Below are 17830 nucleotides of genomic sequence, written 5' to 3'. Positions count from 1 at the left end.
TTTCTAATCCAAAATTTGAAGCTTCTCTTTGATTTCTTCCATTTTTAGCATTATTTCTTTTCTCTTTTTGCGGATCTCACCCTCATGGTCATCTTCTTTTGGTAAATCAATAACAATATCCCGAAGCATAGCTTCAATGTGTTGTTGCTCTTTTAAAATTTTTTCTACTTCATTTTCCTTTTCTTTCTTCCGCTTTTCCTTAAAGATCAAACTCCTAATAGTTTCAGTATTTGTTTTTCTGAATAAAAGAGGAATTTCAACTTCTACTGCAAGCCTATTATAAGTAACAGGTATCAAAGTTTCTTGTTTCAAATTTTCTCTTAATAGTAACCTGGCCGATACTGTAATTCTTAGATTTTTTGCTATTCTTAACCTACACCCAGGCTCAATCCATAGCAGACTTTGTTTATACCCCCTATCACCATGAAAGCCTCTTATACGTCGTTCTTTATATATACTGTATCTACCGTCAACAAAAAAGCTGTTTTTATAGCCTTTCCATTCAATACCAGCACTGATAACAGCCTGGTTATATAAATGAAGAATATTTTGATTTTCTACAAACGAAAACATAAGGTAGTTTTTTAATGGTAACGATTTGTTTAAAGCAAACCAATCCAGATCAAAAATCACCGCCGGTCTTATAAACGAGTGGAAATCGGGTTTATCAGCTCGCGCTGATTCTCCCAAAGTATCTGCTTCTGTAGACAGAAAAAGTTGGAGAAGAAGTGCCGTCCCAAAGATTTTAAACCTATCATTACCCGGCAAAGTAACTTGTAAAGTAGACTCGAACGGCCCAATTCTTGATAAGTCAGCCAGTGAAGCTGAGAAGGAAAGCTGTAACATCTCTGCAACACCTATCGATGCTCCTGCTGAAACATTTGAACTAACACCCTCTGAAACCAGATCCCCGATAAAAGATGTATAGACATTTACGTTGCCACTACCAAGTACATTTGATGCTGGAATGTTTGCTGTACCTTCATTCCTTCCTCTTTTAACCGTACCCTGCCCCACTGCAGATATCGTAGAGAATAACAAAATCATGACAACCATTATATGTCTTTTATTTAGAAGGCCCATCTTTTTTTTCCAAGGACTCAACAGGTAAAAGGGTCGCTTCACTAAACCGCCGCCCCTTTTTTCTTAGTTCCCGCTTAAGTTGCCGTAACCTTTCCACATCTAGTTCCGAAAAAAGTCGCCAACCGTTGGCGTTTCGTTTTTCAGCTATTGCCAAATCATGCACTTCAAGCCACCTTTTAAGCGTTGAAACTGAAACCCTCAAACGACTTGCTACCTGACCAGTGGTTAGATAACAGCTTTTAATCCTCATCTCTCCTCCTGGTTGTTTCAATCACCTGATCTTTTCGCAAAAGAATCTATACCCTAAAGAACTGTTACTGCAAATTTTGTCTTATCTACACCACTGACCACTAACCCAACACACAACCCCATTTCTTTGATTATACACCTGTTTATAAATATGTCAACCTGTTTTAGCCTAAACCCAGAACAGGGCTTCCAAAACCATTCTTCATACTAGCAGAATAATTATTACACCGAATTTGACTTTGATACCGAATATTATTTATATTGGTTATCTGGAAAAAAAATTGTGCGGCCATAGCTCAATTGGATAGAGCATCTGACTACGGATCAGAAGGTTAGGGGTTCGACTCCCTTTGGCCGTGCCATTTTGCCCCCTAAATCACCTTATCACATGACTCCATAAAAAAAAATGATAAAAAGTTGTAATTGTCTTGTTGCACTTGATATATTTACATAATAAGTATTACTTCAACCTTTCTGAAAGAGGTTACTAAACGTGCGTAAAATTAGCAAAGCACAGCTAATTAAGCTGCAAAAAAAGTATAAAACCGATAAAGCCATTGGAGAGCTTTTCGGTATAACCAGGCAGGCTGTTCACCAGATGCGTAAGAAGTATGACATTGGACCAGTTGAGGACAAGTATGATAGCCGCAACCAGGAAATCCTCAAGTTGTATAATGAGGGTATGCCGGGTACAAAAATTGCCCAAAAAATTAAGCTGTCGGTTTCTCAAACATATAGAATCATTTCCAATGCATCTAACTCAAAGTCCTGAACTTCATCTTTTTTAAAGTAAGTTCAGTTCAAAAAGTTCAGAAGCACAGGTACATTTTTCTGCTACAGGTTATGCATTTCAATTTTGGCCAGCATGCACCAGACGCTGGCCAAATTTGAAATTCGCTGACATGTGTATTGTCTTTTTTTTTATCCCCGTTGCTTTTTTCTCGCAAAAATTACTACTTTTTATTTTACTTCCCAACACAAATTTAGATCTGCAAGTGCCCAGATGGTATATTTCTACAGTAAAAAGAGAAAAACCCTGAAAAGAAAAAACCAAAAAGATGCAAAGAAAGCCTTTAATATTTGCAGATTACTTCAAGATTGCAGAATATCTTAAACCTTTTCGCGACTCGGGTAAAAAAATAGTCACTACAAACGGCTGTTTTGATCTCGTTCATGCAGGACATGTAAAGTATCTCTATGAGGCTGCTGATTTGGGCGACCTACTTCTGGTCGGCATCAACTGCAATGATGTAATAAAAACACTCAAAGGTCCTTCAAGACCTGTTCAGGACGAAGAGGAACGGGTATTTTTAATTGCATCTTTAAAAATGGTCGATATTGCTTTTATTTTCAGGGAAGATGACCCACGCACATTCCTGGACATTATTAAACCAGACATACATGTTAAGGGCGGGGATTATTCACAAGATATTCTCGAGAGGGAAACGGTAGAGAATAATGGCGGCCAGGTAAGAATTGTTTCTTTCGTTGATGAGTGCTCGACTTCGTCTCTTATCAAAAAAATTCGTTTATGAATCGCTTAGTGCTGTTGATCTTTCTACAGCACCATAGTAAGCTTCATTATATATAGAATACAGTATAACTAAATACTCGAATATTCGAGAACTACTAAATTCGTTTTTAAACTACTCTGAATGATTTTGCCCCTTCAGAGTATATGGTCAGGTTAATGGAGGCTATTGATGGCTGTTCAGTCTCAGGAGATAACAACAGAATCCCTGGAACAGAAGTTCAGGGACAACCCTAATTCACGCCTATTTTCACAGCTTGCAGATGTATATAGAAAAAATGGTGAAATCGAACGCGCTATTGAAGTGAGTATTGAGGGGTTAAAAGCTCATCCAGAATATGTTACCGGGAGAATAATCCTTGGTAGATGCTACCTCGAGCAGGGAAACTACAATAGTGCCCTTCAGGAATTTCAAAAAGCCTGCATCTTAGATCCTAAAAACCTAATTGCAATTAAAATGTTAGCAGACATTTATGTGCAACAGGACATGAAAGAAAATGCAGGCGACCTCTACTGGCTTCTACACAACCTCGATCCTGACAATGAATCTATAAATCTTTTATGCTTTAAATACAAGCCCACAGGCAGAACTGATCTGTTTGATATTCTTGGACTTAAACCTAACGCTCAGTCTTCAGAAGAACTTTCTGTTCTCTCTTCCAATGTACAAAGTGTTGAATCTGAAATTGATATTCCTAACCCTATTGCTGATGATTCAGCTGGAAGTGACTCTGCATTTGATGCTACCACATTGGACCTGAACCAGGCTACCCAACCTCATACCCAACCTCATACCCAACCGGATACTCAAGCAGACCAATTCGAAATTGCAGAGAGTGACGAGATAGTTGGTGAAGATGTATCCGAAAAGATCGACCAGATGTTTGAGCAGGAAAATCAAACTCCGAATGCTTCAGATGATCAGAACTTAAACGAGCTGCTGGCCGATGACTCTAATTCTGAGGACCAGGAGCAACAAGCGATATCCGGAAATGATGTTTCAGAAAAAATCGATCAGATGTTTGAGCAGGAAAATCAAACTCCGGATACTTCAGATGATCAGAACTTAAACGAGCTGCTGACTGATGATTCTAGCTCTGAGGACCAGGGGCAACAGGCAATTTCCGGAAGTGATGTTTCAGAAAAAATCGATCAGATGTTTGAGCAGGAAAATCAAACTCCGGATACTTCAGATGATCAGAACTTAAACGAGCTGCTGGCCGATGACTCTAATTCTGAGGACCAGGAGCAACAAGCGATATCCGGAAATGATGTTTCAGAAAAAATAGACCAGATGTTTGAGCAGGAAAATCAAACTCCCGATACTTCCGATGATCAGAACTTAAATGAGCTGGTGTCTGATGACTCTAAATTTGAGGACCAGGAGCAACAAGCGATTTCCGGAAATGATGTTTCAGAAAAAATAGACCAGATGTTTGAGCAGGAAAAACAAACTCCCGATACTTCAGATGATCAGAACTTAAATGAGCTGCTGGCCGATGACTCTAATTCTGAGGACCAGGAGCAACAAGCGATTTCCGGAAATGATGTTTCAGAAAAAATCGATCAGATGTTTGAGCAGGAAAAACAAACTCCCGATACTTCTGATGATCAGAACTTAAATGAGCTGCTGGCCAACGACTCTAATTCTGAGGACCAGGGGCAACAAGCGATTTCCGGAAATGATGTTTCAGAAAAAATCGATCAGATGTTTGAAAACCAAACACAAGGTAACGATGAAAGTGGAGAGGTAGAAACATCTGAGCAGTTCCAGGATACTAAAAGCAGTCCAGATGATGAAACCAAAAGTATATCCGGTGATGATATCGCTGAAAAAATTGATAACTTATTTGGTCAGGAAAAGGGAGAAAAAACTCCCGAAAAGTATGATAACGAGATCCGTCACGAAAACGAGCCTAACGATGCTTTCAATCATGAAGAAACGACTTATTTTGAACAGCAAAGCACAGAGGATGACCCCAATTTTTTAGACACCGCTTATTTAATTCGGGAAGATCAAAACGAATCTGAATCGGAAGTCTCTTTTAGCGATCAGGATGAAGATAACGAACCCGCTATGTTCGATCCGGAGCTCAATATGGAAGAGACCATTCAGCTTGACCGTGAAGTAATTGATCAACACCTCAAAGGACTTGATCGCAGCAGTGATAATGCCTCCCAAAGTAGTGAACCTGCCCCTGCAGTGGACAGCATCACCGATGATGAAGACGTCGTTTTCGAAGATTTGGATGATAGTAATCAAAATGGTAATGACTTCAGTGATTCAAGTCTGAATGACAGTAATGATGATACGCTTGCGTTTGTTGATGAAGACTTATCAGAGTCTGGTACCCTCCCCCCGGCTACAGAAGATACAGATGAAGATTTAGAGGTGAAGGGAAAAATTGAAGAAATTTTTTCTGATACAGTTCCTTCACCTGAGCAGAGAAGTCAGTCAAACGACAATGAACAGGATACAATACATTACGTACCAGAAAGTGAAGTATCAAACCAACCAGCAGATTTAGACCCTATCAGTAAAACTGAAGATGAGGCAAGAGAGATAATTGGCAGCAACTATGAACCACCGCAAGATTCTGGCGCTATCACCAGTGAGCAAGACACCATAAGCGATCTGCCGCAACCTGAGCACAATGGCGACAACAGTGAGCAAACTGAGGAGCCTGATCTGCCTCAAATGGAAGATAGCACCCTTTCAGACCAGATCGATACCGATGAATTTCAAACTGAAGAGATGCTGGAGGATGATCCTAAATCATCACAAGATCCTGGCGCTATTACCAGTGAGCAAGACACCAGAAGCGATCTGCCACAACCTGAGCACAATGGCGATAACAGTGAGCAAACTGAGGAGCCTGATCTGCCTCAAATGGAAGATAGCACCCTTTCAGACCAGATCGATACCGATGAATTTCAAACTGAAGAGATGCTGGAGGATGATCGTAAATCATCACAAGATCCTGGCGCTATCACCAGTGAGCAAGACACCAGAAGCGATCTGCCGCAACCTGAGTACAATGGCGATAACAGTGAGCAAACTGAGGAGCCTGATCTGCCTCAAATGGAAGATAGCACCCTTTCAGACCAGATCGATACCGATGAATTTCAAACTGAAGAGGTGCTGGAGGATGATCGTAAATCATCACAAGATCCTGGCGCTATCACCAGTGAGCAAGACACCATAAGCGATCTGCCGCAACCTGAGCACAATGGCGATAACAGTGAGCAAACTGCTGAGCCTGATCTGCCTCAAATGGAAGATAACACCGTTTCAGACCAGATCGATACCGATGAATTTCAAACTGAAGAGACGATAGCTGATGACCTTAAGCCACCGAAAGAATCTGATAACCAAATAAATAAAAACACAGTAAGCAAAACAGAAGAGTCAGCTGAAAAAAATAGGGCAAAAGCAAACAGTATATCGGAGGATTCATCCAACAGCACCGAAACAGAAACGGATTCAATTGAAACTTACTCTCAATTCGCCGAGGAGAATCAATCGATAGATCAACCATTCTCGATTCCAGACCATGTGCTGACTCCAACATTAGCTGACATTTATCTTAAACAGGGGCAACCTAAGGTAGCATACCACATTTATAATCGTTTGATCGAAAAAGACCCCGATAATGAATCGCTTACCGCAAAGGCAAAGCAGGTTAAACAGCTCATTGAACAGGGGCAGGCTGAAGAAGGGATTGAAAGTCAAAAAAAAAACGAAACATTGTCGATAGAAGGTCATCTGTCCAAACAAACGAAAAAGAAAAGACCCGCAAAGAAACGAAAAACCACTAAGGATACTCGTCCCCTTGCAGGTGTAAGGATAAATAAACGTAATCTTAAAAAGACCAAAAAACGATCCACCTGAAAAAGGTAAGTTCTATGAATTCAAGAGTATCGCAACTGAGAGCACTAATGAGCGGGGATAATTTATCCCACGCACTTATCACCGACAATACCGACATAGAGTATATATCTGGTTTTCGATCATCTAATGCTACTTTGCTACTTTCTCAGGAAAAAGGTTATCTTTTCACCGATTTTCGTTACAGAAGTGTTGCACAGGAGTTTTGTGCGCATAACCCCCTTTATGAATTCATAGAAATAAAAGATAAAAATTATCGATTTCTCTCACAGTACTTAAAAAAGGGATCGGTAGCCGGAATACAGACAAATGTTCTTACAATGGACCATTACAGAGAGCTTAAAAAGGCCTGCGAAGGGGTTCGGTTTGTCAGCATTTCAGAGCACCTGCTTACTATTTCGGTTACTAAGTTTCCTGAAGAGATAAGCAGTATGCAGAAAGCAGCCCAAATAGGAGACAGGGCCTTTGAAGCTGTTTTACCAAAAATCAGACTGGGAATGACCGAGATAGAGCTTGCAAAGTCTCTTGATAGTTTGTGTAGTGAATTTGGCTCAGAAAAGCCCTCATTTGATACTATTGTTCTGTTTGGCAAGCGTACAGCGCTGCCTCACGGAAGACCAGGTAAGAGTCGTTTAGCCCCAAACGATCTGATTCTTTTTGATTTTGGCTGTACTGTAGAGAATTTCTGTTCCGATATGAGCAGAGCAATTGTGGCAGGCAAAGCAGATGATCAACAGCAAAAGATTTATTCGGTTGTTTACCAGGCTCAGGCAAAGGCACGGGAAGCTGTAAAGGCTGGAACCGAGTGCAAAGCTGTAGATGCTGCAGCCCGCGACCACATTAAAGAGGCTGGATATGGAAGCGCTTTTGGCCATGCCACTGGCCATGGTTTGGGGCTAAGGATTCATGAAAAGCCACGAATTAAAGCAGAAAATGAATCGGTTCTTTCAGAAAATAGTGTCATTACCATTGAACCAGGAATATATTTAGAAGAAGTGGGGGGGGTACGTATTGAAGATATGGTTGTTGTGGTTAATAATGGTTCAAAACTTCTCACTCATTCACCTCGAAAGCTTATAGAGTTGGGACTATGATAAACTTAAACGCGCTGCTAAAAATTATGGTTGACCGTGAAGCATCTGACCTTCACTTACGGTGTGGGACAGCTCCGGTATACAGAGTGAACGGTAATCTTTTCAGAGCATCTATGGACCCTATCCTTCCTGACGACATGGAGCAGATGCTTAAATCCGTTCTTTCTGCCGACAAATACAATACTTTTCAGCTCACCAATGAGCTGGATTTTGCCCTTGGAATCAAAGGTATTGGAAGATTCAGAGTGAACGCATTCAGACAAAGAGGTACCGCCTCTATGGCTATCCGTTCAATAAAAACTACTGTGCCACAGTTCTCTGAATTAACCTTACCCGAGGTCATTTTGGATCTGGCGATGAGAAAGCGGGGTTTAATATTGGTAACCGGAACGACCGGTAGTGGTAAATCCACACTTCTGGCTTCCATGATTAACCATATCAACGAAGTTTCCTCTGTTAACATTATCACTATTGAAGACCCGATTGAGTTTCTGTACAGGGACAAAAGAAGTATCATCGCCCAGCGAGAGATCGGTACTGATGCGGCCAATTTTGCCGAAGGGATTAGAGCCTCATTCAGACAAGATCCCGACATTTTGCTCATAGGAGAAATAAGAGATCAGGAAACAATGGAGACTGCTCTTAGTGCAGCAGACACCGGCCACCTGGTATTAAGCACCCTGCATACAATGAATACGGTTGAAACGATCAGCCGTATAGTATCCTTTTTCCCACCACATCAACATGACCAGATCCGACTTGTGCTCTCAAGTGTGCTTGTTGGGGTTGTATCCTTAAGACTGCTGCCCCAAAAAGAGAAGGCAGGACGTGTTCCGGCAGCAGAAGTTCTCATAAACAATGCATCAATAGCAGAGTATATCCAAAAGCCTGAAATGAACCATATGATTTTGCCAGCGATCTGCGATGGCTACACTACCTACGGTTCACAATCATTTGACCAGGCGCTTTTACATCTTTACCAGGATGAACATATAACCCTTGAAACCGCAAAGCAAAACGCAAGCAATCCCGATGATTTTGAACTTCAGATACAAGGGGTACAAGGGACATCAGATAGACGATGGATGACCTAGCGAGGGGCTGAGGGGGGAGCGAAACCAGCGGTGAATGGTCTTTTTTAGGCAGATCATTCACCGCTCGCTCTCTTTAAGTTTTCCTTAAGAACTCCTCTAAGGACTTACTTGCATACAGAGCTATCACCAAATTTGTAATGTCATCTGCTCCTATTGCTGTTTCCCGTTCTGGTCTGCCCCGAAGAAAAGGGATGGCCCTTTTTCTCTGTTCTTCTACTCTTTTTTCCTTCTTTATGCGCCCGGGAGCATCGTTTCTCCTCATTTTTCTCTCCTTTCAGGCGAAGTCATAATTAGCGTTCACCCATATAAACAAACAATTACTATGCCAACCTCACACTTCACCCAGATTTTTTTAAACCATCTGCCGATTTAACTGATATTTCGAATCATTAGCCCCTCATATTGTCCCCTATTTAAATACATTTCTGTATTTGATCTCACAACGGGCCTACTATATCAACGCTTTTGTATTGCCCTAAACCGCTCGATTTTCTATATTGTGCTATTCTAAACAGGTTTCTTGCACTTATAGGGGAAATTCATGGCTGAAAGGCTAATCAAACTCTCTTCAGGGAATGTGGAAGTTGGAGTTCTTGCTGATCTTGGGGGACGGGTAGTATTACTGAGACTGGCAGGCATGAATAATATCTTAAAAGCAGACAGCTCTTTATGGAACAGTCCCCCAAAGATCAAAAAAACCTTTTCCCCTGAAGCCAGATGGAGAGCCTATAACGGGCATATTGTGTGGCTGGGCCCTCAAAGCGGCTGGTGGACACAACAAGACAAAAGCCCCAGAAGACTTAGAAGAAAAGCTCAGTGGCCACCAGACCCCTATCTGTGCTATGGTAACTACCAAATACTTGAGATTACTAACCGCTACCTTCTCATGCTGGGCCCGGAAAGTGAATTCAGCGGTGTTCAGCTTCTTAAAAGCATTTATATTGATGAACTGGACAGGGTAATTTTCAAGGTAAGAGCGAAAAATATAAGAAATGAAGCTGTATCATGGGACCTTTGGCTCAATACCCGGCTCGATGGGTTTGCCAGATGTTATGTCCCTGTAAATAACCCCACTAAAGTAAGAACCCTTTGTGCCACAAACAGCAGGCTTGAACAAAAGAGTGACTTTTCCCACACTCAGGGTTTCTATTGCCTTGACCCCCTTTCTCCGAAAAAGGAGAAAAAGTGCAGGTGGACAAAAGCGTTTATTCCTGCTGATAAAGGGTTTATGGCTGCATTCAACCAATCGCAATCTTTAATAATTCATTTTAAACCACACCCTGAATCTCTTATACATCCCGAACACTCACTTGTTGAATTGTATAACTACACCACTCACTCCAGAAGTGAGGCGCTCAATGAGCTTGAATACCATACTCCCTATGTAACTCTTCAGCCAGGCGAAACCATGGAAACGTCCCAGATCTGGCAACTCTCAGAGTATTCACAAACAAGTGACAGTCATGCCCCTTACATTTCCCATTTAAACACTAGTACACAAAAACACCAGTGTTATACTTCATCCCTGAGCCTGAGTGATTCCCCTGCCATGCCCTCCGTTTTTTCTTAGATGGCTTTGGTGGTTAAGGACTTATTTCTTCAGGTTATCAGAAGGCTTCACGTTCAAAGGCATACTATTTGCACTAATTAGAGAAAAAAATACCACCCCAAACACCAGGTAAATGTTTTGAATCTTTTTGTTTCAAGAATTATTCGTGCGGCAAGGCTGGACCCAAACCTTTATGAAGAAGTAGAAGCTGACCGTAGTTCATTAAGCCAGGCTATTATAGTGATCGTGGCCTCAAATATTGCAGCAGGAATAGGTTCTGTAGCCGAAATCACCTCTATAGAGTTAATTAGCACTACATTTGGAGCTTTGGTAGGATGGTTTCTCTGGGCATTAATCACCTATCTCTTAGGCGCAAAAGTTTTCCCTCAATCCCAAACAGAAGCAGACTACGGGCAACTGCTTAGAACTATAGGTTTCTCAAGTTCCCCTGGAATTATTCGTATTTTAGGAATTATTCCAGAAATCAGGGACCCTGTTTTTTTCATTGCATCTCTATGGATGCTTGTGGCAATGGTAATTGCAGTCCGCCAGGCGCTTGATTACACCAGCACCTTACGAGCAGTACTGGTAGTACTTGTGGGTTGGATACTACAAATTTTTGTGTTTGGTTCCCTTTTTCTACTACTAGAACCTCAAGTCATGGAGTAACTTTATGAAATCAGTTATCTCTAAAGGGGAAATTAAAAAACATAGCACACCTATTGCCCTGCTGATAACTGCGCAACTTTCTCTTTTACTACTTGCCCAAATTAGTATAACCAAAAGATCGCCCTTTCAGATCAGAGGTCGAAAACTATGGTGGAGGCTCATTTCACTGATAAACATTATCGGGCCATTGGTGTACTTCTTTTTTGGGCGGGTGCAACTTGAGGGGAGAAAAGATTTTCTTTAGCAACAATCATTTTTGATATGCAAGCACTCTTTTTGCTCGTTTATTATAGAGGCAGAACTCAGAAAGTTCAATGAACTGCTCTGAATCGCCTCTGATGTAACCATTTCAGCAAAGTACTATGACTGAGAAATAGTCTTATTTGATTGCTGCTCATTTTTTTCTTTTCTGGGGCGGGTCTTTCCAAAACTTTTACGAAAAATTTTCCCCTTACGTGATCTACGATCTCCTCTACCCATACATACTCCTTGAGTTTAATTTGATACAACACCATACAGATGTTGTAGGTCTACAGTAATAAAAAATCAGATTTAAAAAAATATACTCTGGTTAGGCTTAAGAAAATAACCATTTATCTTATTTTAGCTAAAAGTACCGTTTTGTTACTGGTACCTGGCCCATCCTCTGCTACTGGTGCAGAAAACAGAGCTACGAGCAAAAGGGTAATTAATAAGAGTATGAATAGAAAAAAGAGGGCTCTTGAGATCTGAGCAAAAGAGACCGCTATTTCCGTGAAACCAAATAGTGCAGCCAATGCTGCCAGCAGCAAAAAGATCACCAGCCATAAAAGCATATTTATCTCTTTAAAATTCTTATCCCTTTCACATCTTTTAGATACTGAGATGCAAAAAACATTCCCGACAATCAATATCTTTATTGCTCTTAAAAGTGGATTGTATTATATTTAAACTTCAAGGGCCCATAACTCAGTTGGTTAGAGTAGCGGACTCATAATCCGTTTGTCCTAGGTTCGAGTCCTAGTGGGCCCATAAAATTTCAAAAGCTTTGGGGGGGTCCCTTGCAACCGTTCTTGGTTCGCAGACATCTACAGTTTTTAACTAAATATTGAAATTATAAAAAAAGCACTTCCTGTTGGGAGTGCTTTTTTTATTCAGCAGCGGTTGCAACTTCCCTATATCACGGAGGTTTTATGAACGAGGAATTGAAGCATTTAATACAGTTGCAGGAAATTGATCTACGTATCAAGGAACAGGAGATGGGCCAGGAGCAGTTTCCTGTAGCAGTTTCAGAATTAAAAAGCGGTATCACCAGAGCAGAAGAGGCGTATAACTCTGCTCAGGAGCGTCTAAATAAAGCCAAGGCACAGTTCGATGAAATCGACCAGCAAATCAAGGAAGCCCAAAGTGCGCTGGAACAAAGCCAGGAAAGATTGAGCTTTATCAAAACCAACCGTGAGTACGATGCCATTCATTCACAAATCGAATCGCAGAAAAACAGCGTTTCAAATGCTGAAGCAAAAAAAGCCAACCTTACAGAGGAAATCGAGGTTTTAAATGCTGCGGTAAATGAAACGCAACAAGAGCTGGAAACGATTAAAGGTGAAAATTTACCCAAAATACAAGAGCTTCAAAGTAAAATTGATGCAATAGATTCCGTTATTGCTGAAATCACCAAAGAGAGAGAAGAAATTGAGCCTAAGATTTCAAAACAGGTTCTCAGGGTGTATGACAATATTCGAAAAAAGCGCAAAACCGGAAAAGCACTGAGCTTAATTGCTGAGTCCAAGAACTGCACAGTTTGTTTTAAAATACTCGAACCGCAGCTTTATAACGAAATCAAAAAAGGGCACAAGATAATTCTTTGCGAAAGCTGTGGCTCTATTTTGATATGGGATTACAGAGAGAAAGAATAAAACACCCCCTATTTACTCTCTACCTTAAAGTATAGAGTGAATCACCCCGGAAAAACAGTAGCATGAAAAGTACCAGGTTATACAACAGGATGTTTCGGTACCTCTGGAGGTACCGAATTTTTATTGCATGCTCCATGCTTCTCTCCCTTTTAGTCGTTGCATCTGAAGCCTTATCGTTATGGTTCAGTGCATCACTGGTAGAGACACTTTTTAATCCAGAAGAATCGGCGATGACCAGGCCTGATTTTAATCTCGCCAATTTAAATGAGATCTTAAAATATTATACCCACCGATTAATTCAGCAAAACAACCCGCTCGACTCTTTAAAACTTGTTTGCGCCATAATGGCTGCTTCTTTTCTATTCAAAAACATCTTTCTCTATCTAAAAACCATTGTTATGTCACGCCTGAATCTATTTGTCGTGCGTGACATGCAAAATGAACTCTATACTCATGCCCTAAAACTTCCGGTTACCTATTACGACCGGTCTAAATCCGGTGACATAATATCCCTTACACTCAACGACATCGCAAGTATCAATGCCTCTATGACCGGCACTTTTGACAAACTTTTCATTGAACCGATACGAGTTATTTTCTTTATCTCTGCCCTTTTCATTATTAACGTTCGCCTTACACTGGCAGTTTTTATCATCTTTCCAATCCTTGGTTTTACTATTGCCTACATCGGCAAGGCTGTTCGAAGAAGAAGCAAGCGGGTTCTTGAACAAATGTCGGGACTGGTCTCTATACTCAACGAAACAGTCCACGGAGTTCGTGCCGTTAAAATGTTTAATATGCACAACAAAGAATCACAAAAATTCATTGACAAGAACAGTCGCTACGTTCATCACTCAATGCGTTCAGTATATATAAGTGCCATCTCAAGCCCACTTACTGAAGTTCTTGGGGTGGTAGTAGTAGTCATTCTGCTATGGTATGGCGGAAGTCAGGTTTTAACCGGCGGCGACTTTGGGGCAGACGACTTTGTACGATTCCTGATTTTCCTGTTTTCTACCTTTACGCCCCTTAAAGCTCTCAGCAAAGTTAACAATGTCTTACAAAAGGGTTTTGCGGCTGCACAAAGAGTTTTTACTGTTCTGGATAAAGATACAGAAGCAGTAGGAACCGTTACCGAAGACAAACAGATCTCCTTTAACAATGAAATCTGCTTCAAAAATGTTGACTTTACCTATCCGGGCAGTGAAGAACAGGTACTCTACAATATTAACTTTTGTATGAAAAAGAACTCCATAATTGCACTCGTTGGATCAAGTGGAAGTGGTAAAACAACGATTCTTGATCTGTTACCACGTTTTTATGATGTCACCGGAGGCTCAATTTCCATAGACGGAAAAGATATAAGGGATTTCGACCTCTCCATGTTAAGAGAACTTTTTGGCATTGTATCCCAGGAAACAGTTCTGTTTAACGATACAATTTTTAACAACATTGCCTACGGTTTACCTGATGCTGCCGATGAAGAGGTATTAAATGCAGCCAAAGCCGCTAATGCAATGGATTTCATCGAAAAGCTTCCAAAGGGTATGGATACTATTATCGGTGAACGTGGAGTAATGCTTTCCGGTGGACAGCGTCAAAGGCTCTCAATCGCAAGAGCCCTTTTGAAAAACCCCGACATCCTTATTCTTGATGAAGCAACCTCGGCCCTGGATACCGAATCTGAGCGTCTGGTACAATCTGCAATAAATAACCTTATGCAACACAGGACTGCTCTTGTCGTTGCTCACCGTCTCTCTACAATTCAACATGCTGACCGCATTCTTGTACTCGATAATGGCAAGATTGTTGAAAGTGGTACTCACAAAGAACTACTGGGCTTAGATGGGCGCTACCGATACCTCTATGATATCCAGTTCGCCGACCGATCAAAAACAGATGACCCTAAGGCTGCAGAAAATATCAGTTAATTCTGTTTGGAGTAAAAAAAAGTAATTATTTTATTGCCTAAGTCTTTAAAACTTTGAATGAAGGGATCTGAGATGAAAGAAAGGGTTCAGGAAGTAATTGAAGAGATTCGTCCAAATCTACAGGCCGATGGTGGAGACATTGAATTAGTGGATGTTACTGAAGAAGGGATTGTAAAAGTACGACTCAAGGGCGCTTGTGCAGGATGTCCGGGTGCTGCTATGACCCTAAAAATGGGAGTAGAACGATACCTTATCAAAAAAATTCCTGAAGTCAAAGGGGTTGAAAACGTTCAATAATGGAACAAAATCAAACTGCTATTCTAAATCGCCAGGCAATTGGTAACGAGTCTGCCTGGCGCAGAGCCTGGAGAAAGCTGCCTTTTCTGGGATTTTGCTGGGCATCGCTTATCACGTATGCAGCGGTCCTGTTTTTGATTCTATACCTTATTCAGCCGCGCCTGCAGACAATTAACCCTGTCTTAAATTCCGTAACGATCGCACTCTTTTCTCTTATGTTTCTTATCCCTTCAGGCGGACTGAGCCTTATTACCATTACTGCTCTCAGTGGTATTGACCTTCTGTATCCCCATAGAAAAAAGTCTGTAACAGTAAGACTTCTTTTTCCCATAGCCATTTTTATCGGAGAGATGCTCAGAGTCAACCGCAACACACTGAGAGTATCTTTTGTTAAGGTAAACAACGCCCTTACGCTGGCACAGTCAAAACGGATCAGAGGAGAACGCGTTCTTATTTTGCTGCCTCATTGTCTTCAGATTGATGTTTGTAACAGAAAAATCACCAACGATATAAATAATTGTATAAACTGCGCTCGGTGCCATGTGGGCAGTCTTGTTGAGCTGGGGCAAAAACACGGTATAAAAATTGAAGTCGTAAACGGCGGCACTCTTGCAAGGCGCAGAATAGTTCAATTCAGGCCTGACGGTATTATAGCTGTAGCATGCGAAAGAGATCTGACACTTGGTATTCTAGATGCCTACCCTATTCCTGTATACGGAGTGATCAATGACAGGCCTTATGGTCCCTGCCATAACACCTGCGTTGATATGTCTTTGGTTGAAGAGGCGGTCAAGTTTTTTGAAAGTACACAGAAGGCTTCTCACAAACCTTCTGCCAGCACTTAATTATCGCTCTCCCTGTATTGAATTTCATAAGAGTAGCCCTGTTCGGTTAGAAAAAGTTGTCTGTTCATTGCAAAATCCAACTCCTTTGATTCACGGGTTACAATCGAGTAGAAGGTTGCCTGCTCACCTTTTTTCTTAGGCCTTAGAATTCGTCCCAGCCTTTGAGCCTCCTCCTGTCTGGACCCAAAAGAGCCAGATATCTGAATCGCGATATTCGCATCGGGCAGATCAATTGCAAAGTTTCCTACTTTTGAAAGAACAAGTACCTTTATCTCCCCTGCGCGAAACGCGTTGAACAGCTCTTCTCTTTTTTTGTTTGGAGTAGCACCGGTGATTATTGCCGTGTTGAAACGAGTAGCAACCTGCTCCAGCTGTGAGATATACTGACCGATTATAAGCACCTGGTCTTCTTTATGTGTTTCAATCAACTCCTCTATTACATCGAGTTTGTTGGGGTTTTCGTAGGCGAGTCTAATTTGCTGCTTTGGAGTAAGTGAGAGAAAACGCATCTTTTCAGCTGCAGGCAGATCAATTCTGATCTCCACACATGTTGCACATGCAATCCAGCCCTGCTTCTCGAGATCTTTCCAGGGCATATCAAATTTCTTGGGCCCGATGAGTGTAAAAACATCGTTTTCATGCCCATCCTCCCTTATAAGAGTTGCAGTAAGCCCTAAGCGCCTCCTTGCCTGAATGTCGGCGGTAAATTTAAATATGGGTGCGGGTAACAGATGCACCTCATCATACAGGATCAACCCCCAGTTTTCAGAGTTAAAGATGTCATAATGAACGAAAATGTCGCTTTTCTTTCTGCGATAGGTAAGAATTTGATAGGTGGCTAACGTTACCGGCTTGATCTCTTTTAACTCTCCGCTGTATTCACCGATATCTTTTTCGTCGATAGTTGTTTTATCGAGTATTTCCCGTCGCCACTGACGAGCAGCTGTAACATTGGTGACCAATATAAGAGTTCTTCGTTTCAGAAGACTCATGGCCAAAATGCCCACGATGGTTTTTCCGGCACCACAGGGAAGCACCACCACCCCGCTTCCACCGGGCGACTCTTTATTACCGATAAAATTTTCGGCGGCCTGATGCTGATAGGTACGTACATTAAACGGCTCTCCACCTTTAGTCTCACTCCGCAGATCTATGGGAAATGGATCACCATCAACATAGCCAGCTTTATCGTGGGCCGGGTAGCCGATGCTTATAAGCACCTGCTTAAGCAAGCCACGGTTTTGAGCCGGCACGAGAAAGCTGTTTTGGTTATGTGCTTTCCCCAGCAGAGGTTTTACCATCGGATGCTTGCAGAGATTTTGCAGCATCTGGGTATCCTGTGAGCAGATAGCCAACCCCTCAGAAACACTCTCAAGGGTAATTTTACCAAAACGCCCCATTAATTCAGAAATATCTTGAGCGACATTCTGAGGCAGAGGGTATTTTGAATAGGCTTCAAGGCGTTTGAGCACCTCATCTGATGTGAGTCCCAGTGCAGCAGCATTCCAAAGCGAAAGTGCTGTTATGGTATAGGTATGAATATACTCCGGACTCTTATCCAGATGAGCGAACTGGCTTATAGCGTTTCGTGCGTCTACAAAGAGGGGATTATTCACCTCCAGTAGAATCGTACTGTTGCTTTGAATAATAAGTGGGTTCTGTGGATTAAACATAGAGCTCTCTTTCATAGACACACAAAATAAT

At 41.5% G+C, this 17830-nt stretch carries 17 protein-coding genes and 2 tRNA genes; 14 read left to right on the top strand and 5 right to left on the bottom strand.

Going from position 1 to position 17830, the window contains the following annotated elements:
• Positions 1–3 precede the first annotated feature (3 nt).
• Entirely contained in the window at positions 4–1083 is a 1080-nt protein-coding gene (locus tag QA601_00830) for a hypothetical protein (protein MDG5813610.1), read from the bottom strand.
• Complete coding sequence (locus tag QA601_00825) at positions 1067–1333, bottom strand: MerR family transcriptional regulator (protein MDG5813609.1); 267 nt, start codon at positions 1331–1333, stop codon at positions 1067–1069. The genes QA601_00830 and QA601_00825 overlap by 17 nt, the downstream gene beginning before the upstream one ends.
• A gap of 284 nt (positions 1334–1617) precedes the next feature.
• Between QA601_00825 and QA601_00820 the strand changes: the two genes are divergently transcribed.
• The 6 genes from QA601_00820 to QA601_00795 all read left to right on the top strand — a co-directional run bounded on the left by QA601_00820 (position 1618) and on the right by QA601_00795 (position 8940).
• A tRNA-Arg gene (locus QA601_00820) sits at positions 1618–1694 on the top strand.
• A gap of 131 nt (positions 1695–1825) precedes the next feature.
• Entirely contained in the window at positions 1826–2104 is a 279-nt protein-coding gene (locus QA601_00815) for a helix-turn-helix domain-containing protein (GenBank protein ID MDG5813608.1), read from the top strand.
• 286 nt (positions 2105–2390) lie between these two features.
• On the top strand, positions 2391–2867 hold the full coding sequence (locus QA601_00810) for an adenylyltransferase/cytidyltransferase family protein (protein MDG5813607.1): 477 nt from the start codon (positions 2391–2393) through the stop codon (positions 2865–2867).
• A gap of 168 nt (positions 2868–3035) precedes the next feature.
• Complete coding sequence (locus QA601_00805) at positions 3036–6755, top strand: tetratricopeptide repeat protein (GenBank protein MDG5813606.1); 3720 nt, start codon at positions 3036–3038, stop codon at positions 6753–6755.
• Between the two features lie 14 nt (positions 6756–6769).
• Entirely contained in the window at positions 6770–7846 is a 1077-nt protein-coding gene (locus tag QA601_00800; protein MDG5813605.1) for an aminopeptidase P family protein, read from the top strand.
• Positions 7843–8940, top strand: coding sequence for a PilT/PilU family type 4a pilus ATPase (locus QA601_00795; protein MDG5813604.1), 1098 nt, complete (start codon positions 7843–7845; stop codon positions 8938–8940). Before QA601_00800 ends, QA601_00795 begins: the two co-directional genes overlap by 4 nt.
• Before the next feature lie 73 nt (positions 8941–9013).
• Here the strand turns inward: QA601_00795 and QA601_00790 are convergent, their stop codons facing one another.
• Positions 9014–9202, bottom strand: coding sequence for a hypothetical protein (locus QA601_00790; GenBank protein ID MDG5813603.1), 189 nt, complete (start codon positions 9200–9202; stop codon positions 9014–9016).
• A gap of 279 nt (positions 9203–9481) precedes the next feature.
• On the opposite strand from QA601_00790, the gene QA601_00785 reads away from it, so the two are divergent.
• The 3 genes from QA601_00785 (at position 9482) to QA601_00775 (ending at position 11402) form a co-directional block, all read left to right on the top strand.
• Positions 9482–10510 carry a DUF4380 domain-containing protein gene (locus tag QA601_00785; GenBank protein ID MDG5813602.1) on the top strand — a complete coding sequence of 343 codons (1029 nt, stop codon included), beginning with the start codon at positions 9482–9484 and terminating at the stop codon, positions 10508–10510.
• A 117-nt stretch (positions 10511–10627) separates the two neighbouring features.
• Positions 10628–11158, top strand: a complete 531-nt coding sequence (locus tag QA601_00780; protein MDG5813601.1) for a YIP1 family protein — start codon at positions 10628–10630, stop codon at positions 11156–11158.
• A gap of 4 nt (positions 11159–11162) precedes the next feature.
• Positions 11163–11402: a PLDc N-terminal domain-containing protein gene (locus tag QA601_00775; protein MDG5813600.1), complete on the top strand. Its 240-nt coding sequence runs from the start codon at positions 11163–11165 to the stop codon at positions 11400–11402.
• 349 nt (positions 11403–11751) lie between these two features.
• Here QA601_00775 and QA601_00770 read toward each other — a convergent pair whose 3' ends face one another.
• Positions 11752–11973: a DUF1328 domain-containing protein gene (locus QA601_00770; GenBank protein ID MDG5813599.1), complete on the bottom strand. Its 222-nt coding sequence runs from the start codon at positions 11971–11973 to the stop codon at positions 11752–11754.
• 122 nt (positions 11974–12095) lie between these two features.
• On the opposite strand from QA601_00770, the gene QA601_00765 reads away from it, so the two are divergent.
• From QA601_00765 to QA601_00745, 5 genes are all read left to right on the top strand, one after another.
• Positions 12096–12169 (top strand) — tRNA-Ile (locus QA601_00765).
• A 161-nt stretch (positions 12170–12330) separates the two neighbouring features.
• Complete coding sequence (locus QA601_00760) at positions 12331–13053, top strand: C4-type zinc ribbon domain-containing protein (GenBank protein MDG5813598.1); 723 nt, start codon at positions 12331–12333, stop codon at positions 13051–13053.
• Between the two features lie 62 nt (positions 13054–13115).
• Entirely contained in the window at positions 13116–14984 is a 1869-nt protein-coding gene (locus tag QA601_00755) for an ABC transporter ATP-binding protein (GenBank protein MDG5813597.1), read from the top strand.
• A 72-nt stretch (positions 14985–15056) separates the two neighbouring features.
• Complete coding sequence (locus tag QA601_00750) at positions 15057–15281, top strand: NifU family protein (protein ID MDG5813596.1); 225 nt, start codon at positions 15057–15059, stop codon at positions 15279–15281.
• Positions 15281–16126, top strand: coding sequence for a DUF116 domain-containing protein (locus QA601_00745; GenBank protein ID MDG5813595.1), 846 nt, complete (start codon positions 15281–15283; stop codon positions 16124–16126). The genes QA601_00750 and QA601_00745 overlap by 1 nt, the downstream gene beginning before the upstream one ends.
• Here the strand turns inward: QA601_00745 and QA601_00740 are convergent.
• Complete coding sequence (locus QA601_00740; GenBank protein MDG5813594.1) at positions 16123–17799, bottom strand: DEAD/DEAH box helicase; 1677 nt, start codon at positions 17797–17799, stop codon at positions 16123–16125. The two genes, QA601_00745 and QA601_00740, sit on opposite strands and share 4 nt — an antisense overlap.
• Positions 17800–17830 lie beyond the last annotated feature (31 nt).

Source organism: Chitinispirillales bacterium ANBcel5, from assembly GCA_029688955.1.
Taxonomy (GTDB): domain Bacteria; phylum Fibrobacterota; class Chitinivibrionia; order Chitinivibrionales; family Chitinispirillaceae; genus Cellulosispirillum; species Cellulosispirillum alkaliphilum.
The sequence above is the reverse complement of the archived record's forward strand: the minus strand, read 5'-3'. Positions and strand labels throughout refer to the sequence as shown.

What these genes read in the sequence shown, in the direction of transcription:
- QA601_00830 (MDG5813610.1), bottom strand. Translation starts at nt 1,083, where the DNA reads ATGGGCCTTCTAAATAAAAGACATATAATGGTTGTCATGATTTTGTTA.
- QA601_00825 (MDG5813609.1), bottom strand. Translation starts at nt 1,333, where the DNA reads ATGAGGATTAAAAGCTGTTATCTAACCACTGGTCAGGTAGCAAGTCGT.
- QA601_00810 (MDG5813607.1), top strand. Translation starts at nt 2,391, where the DNA reads ATGCAAAGAAAGCCTTTAATATTTGCAGATTACTTCAAGATTGCAGAA.
- QA601_00805 (MDG5813606.1), top strand. Translation starts at nt 3,036, where the DNA reads ATGGCTGTTCAGTCTCAGGAGATAACAACAGAATCCCTGGAACAGAAG.
- QA601_00800 (MDG5813605.1), top strand. Translation starts at nt 6,770, where the DNA reads ATGAATTCAAGAGTATCGCAACTGAGAGCACTAATGAGCGGGGATAAT.
- QA601_00795 (MDG5813604.1), top strand. Translation starts at nt 7,843, where the DNA reads ATGATAAACTTAAACGCGCTGCTAAAAATTATGGTTGACCGTGAAGCA.
- QA601_00790 (MDG5813603.1), bottom strand. Translation starts at nt 9,202, where the DNA reads ATGAGGAGAAACGATGCTCCCGGGCGCATAAAGAAGGAAAAAAGAGTA.
- QA601_00785 (MDG5813602.1), top strand. Translation starts at nt 9,482, where the DNA reads ATGGCTGAAAGGCTAATCAAACTCTCTTCAGGGAATGTGGAAGTTGGA.
- QA601_00775 (MDG5813600.1), top strand. Translation starts at nt 11,163, where the DNA reads ATGAAATCAGTTATCTCTAAAGGGGAAATTAAAAAACATAGCACACCT.
- QA601_00770 (MDG5813599.1), bottom strand. Translation starts at nt 11,973, where the DNA reads ATGCTTTTATGGCTGGTGATCTTTTTGCTGCTGGCAGCATTGGCTGCA.
- QA601_00760 (MDG5813598.1), top strand. Translation starts at nt 12,331, where the DNA reads ATGAACGAGGAATTGAAGCATTTAATACAGTTGCAGGAAATTGATCTA.
- QA601_00755 (MDG5813597.1), top strand. Translation starts at nt 13,116, where the DNA reads ATGAAAAGTACCAGGTTATACAACAGGATGTTTCGGTACCTCTGGAGG.
- QA601_00750 (MDG5813596.1), top strand. Translation starts at nt 15,057, where the DNA reads ATGAAAGAAAGGGTTCAGGAAGTAATTGAAGAGATTCGTCCAAATCTA.
- QA601_00745 (MDG5813595.1), top strand. Translation starts at nt 15,281, where the DNA reads ATGGAACAAAATCAAACTGCTATTCTAAATCGCCAGGCAATTGGTAAC.
- QA601_00740 (MDG5813594.1), bottom strand. Translation starts at nt 17,799, where the DNA reads ATGTTTAATCCACAGAACCCACTTATTATTCAAAGCAACAGTACGATT.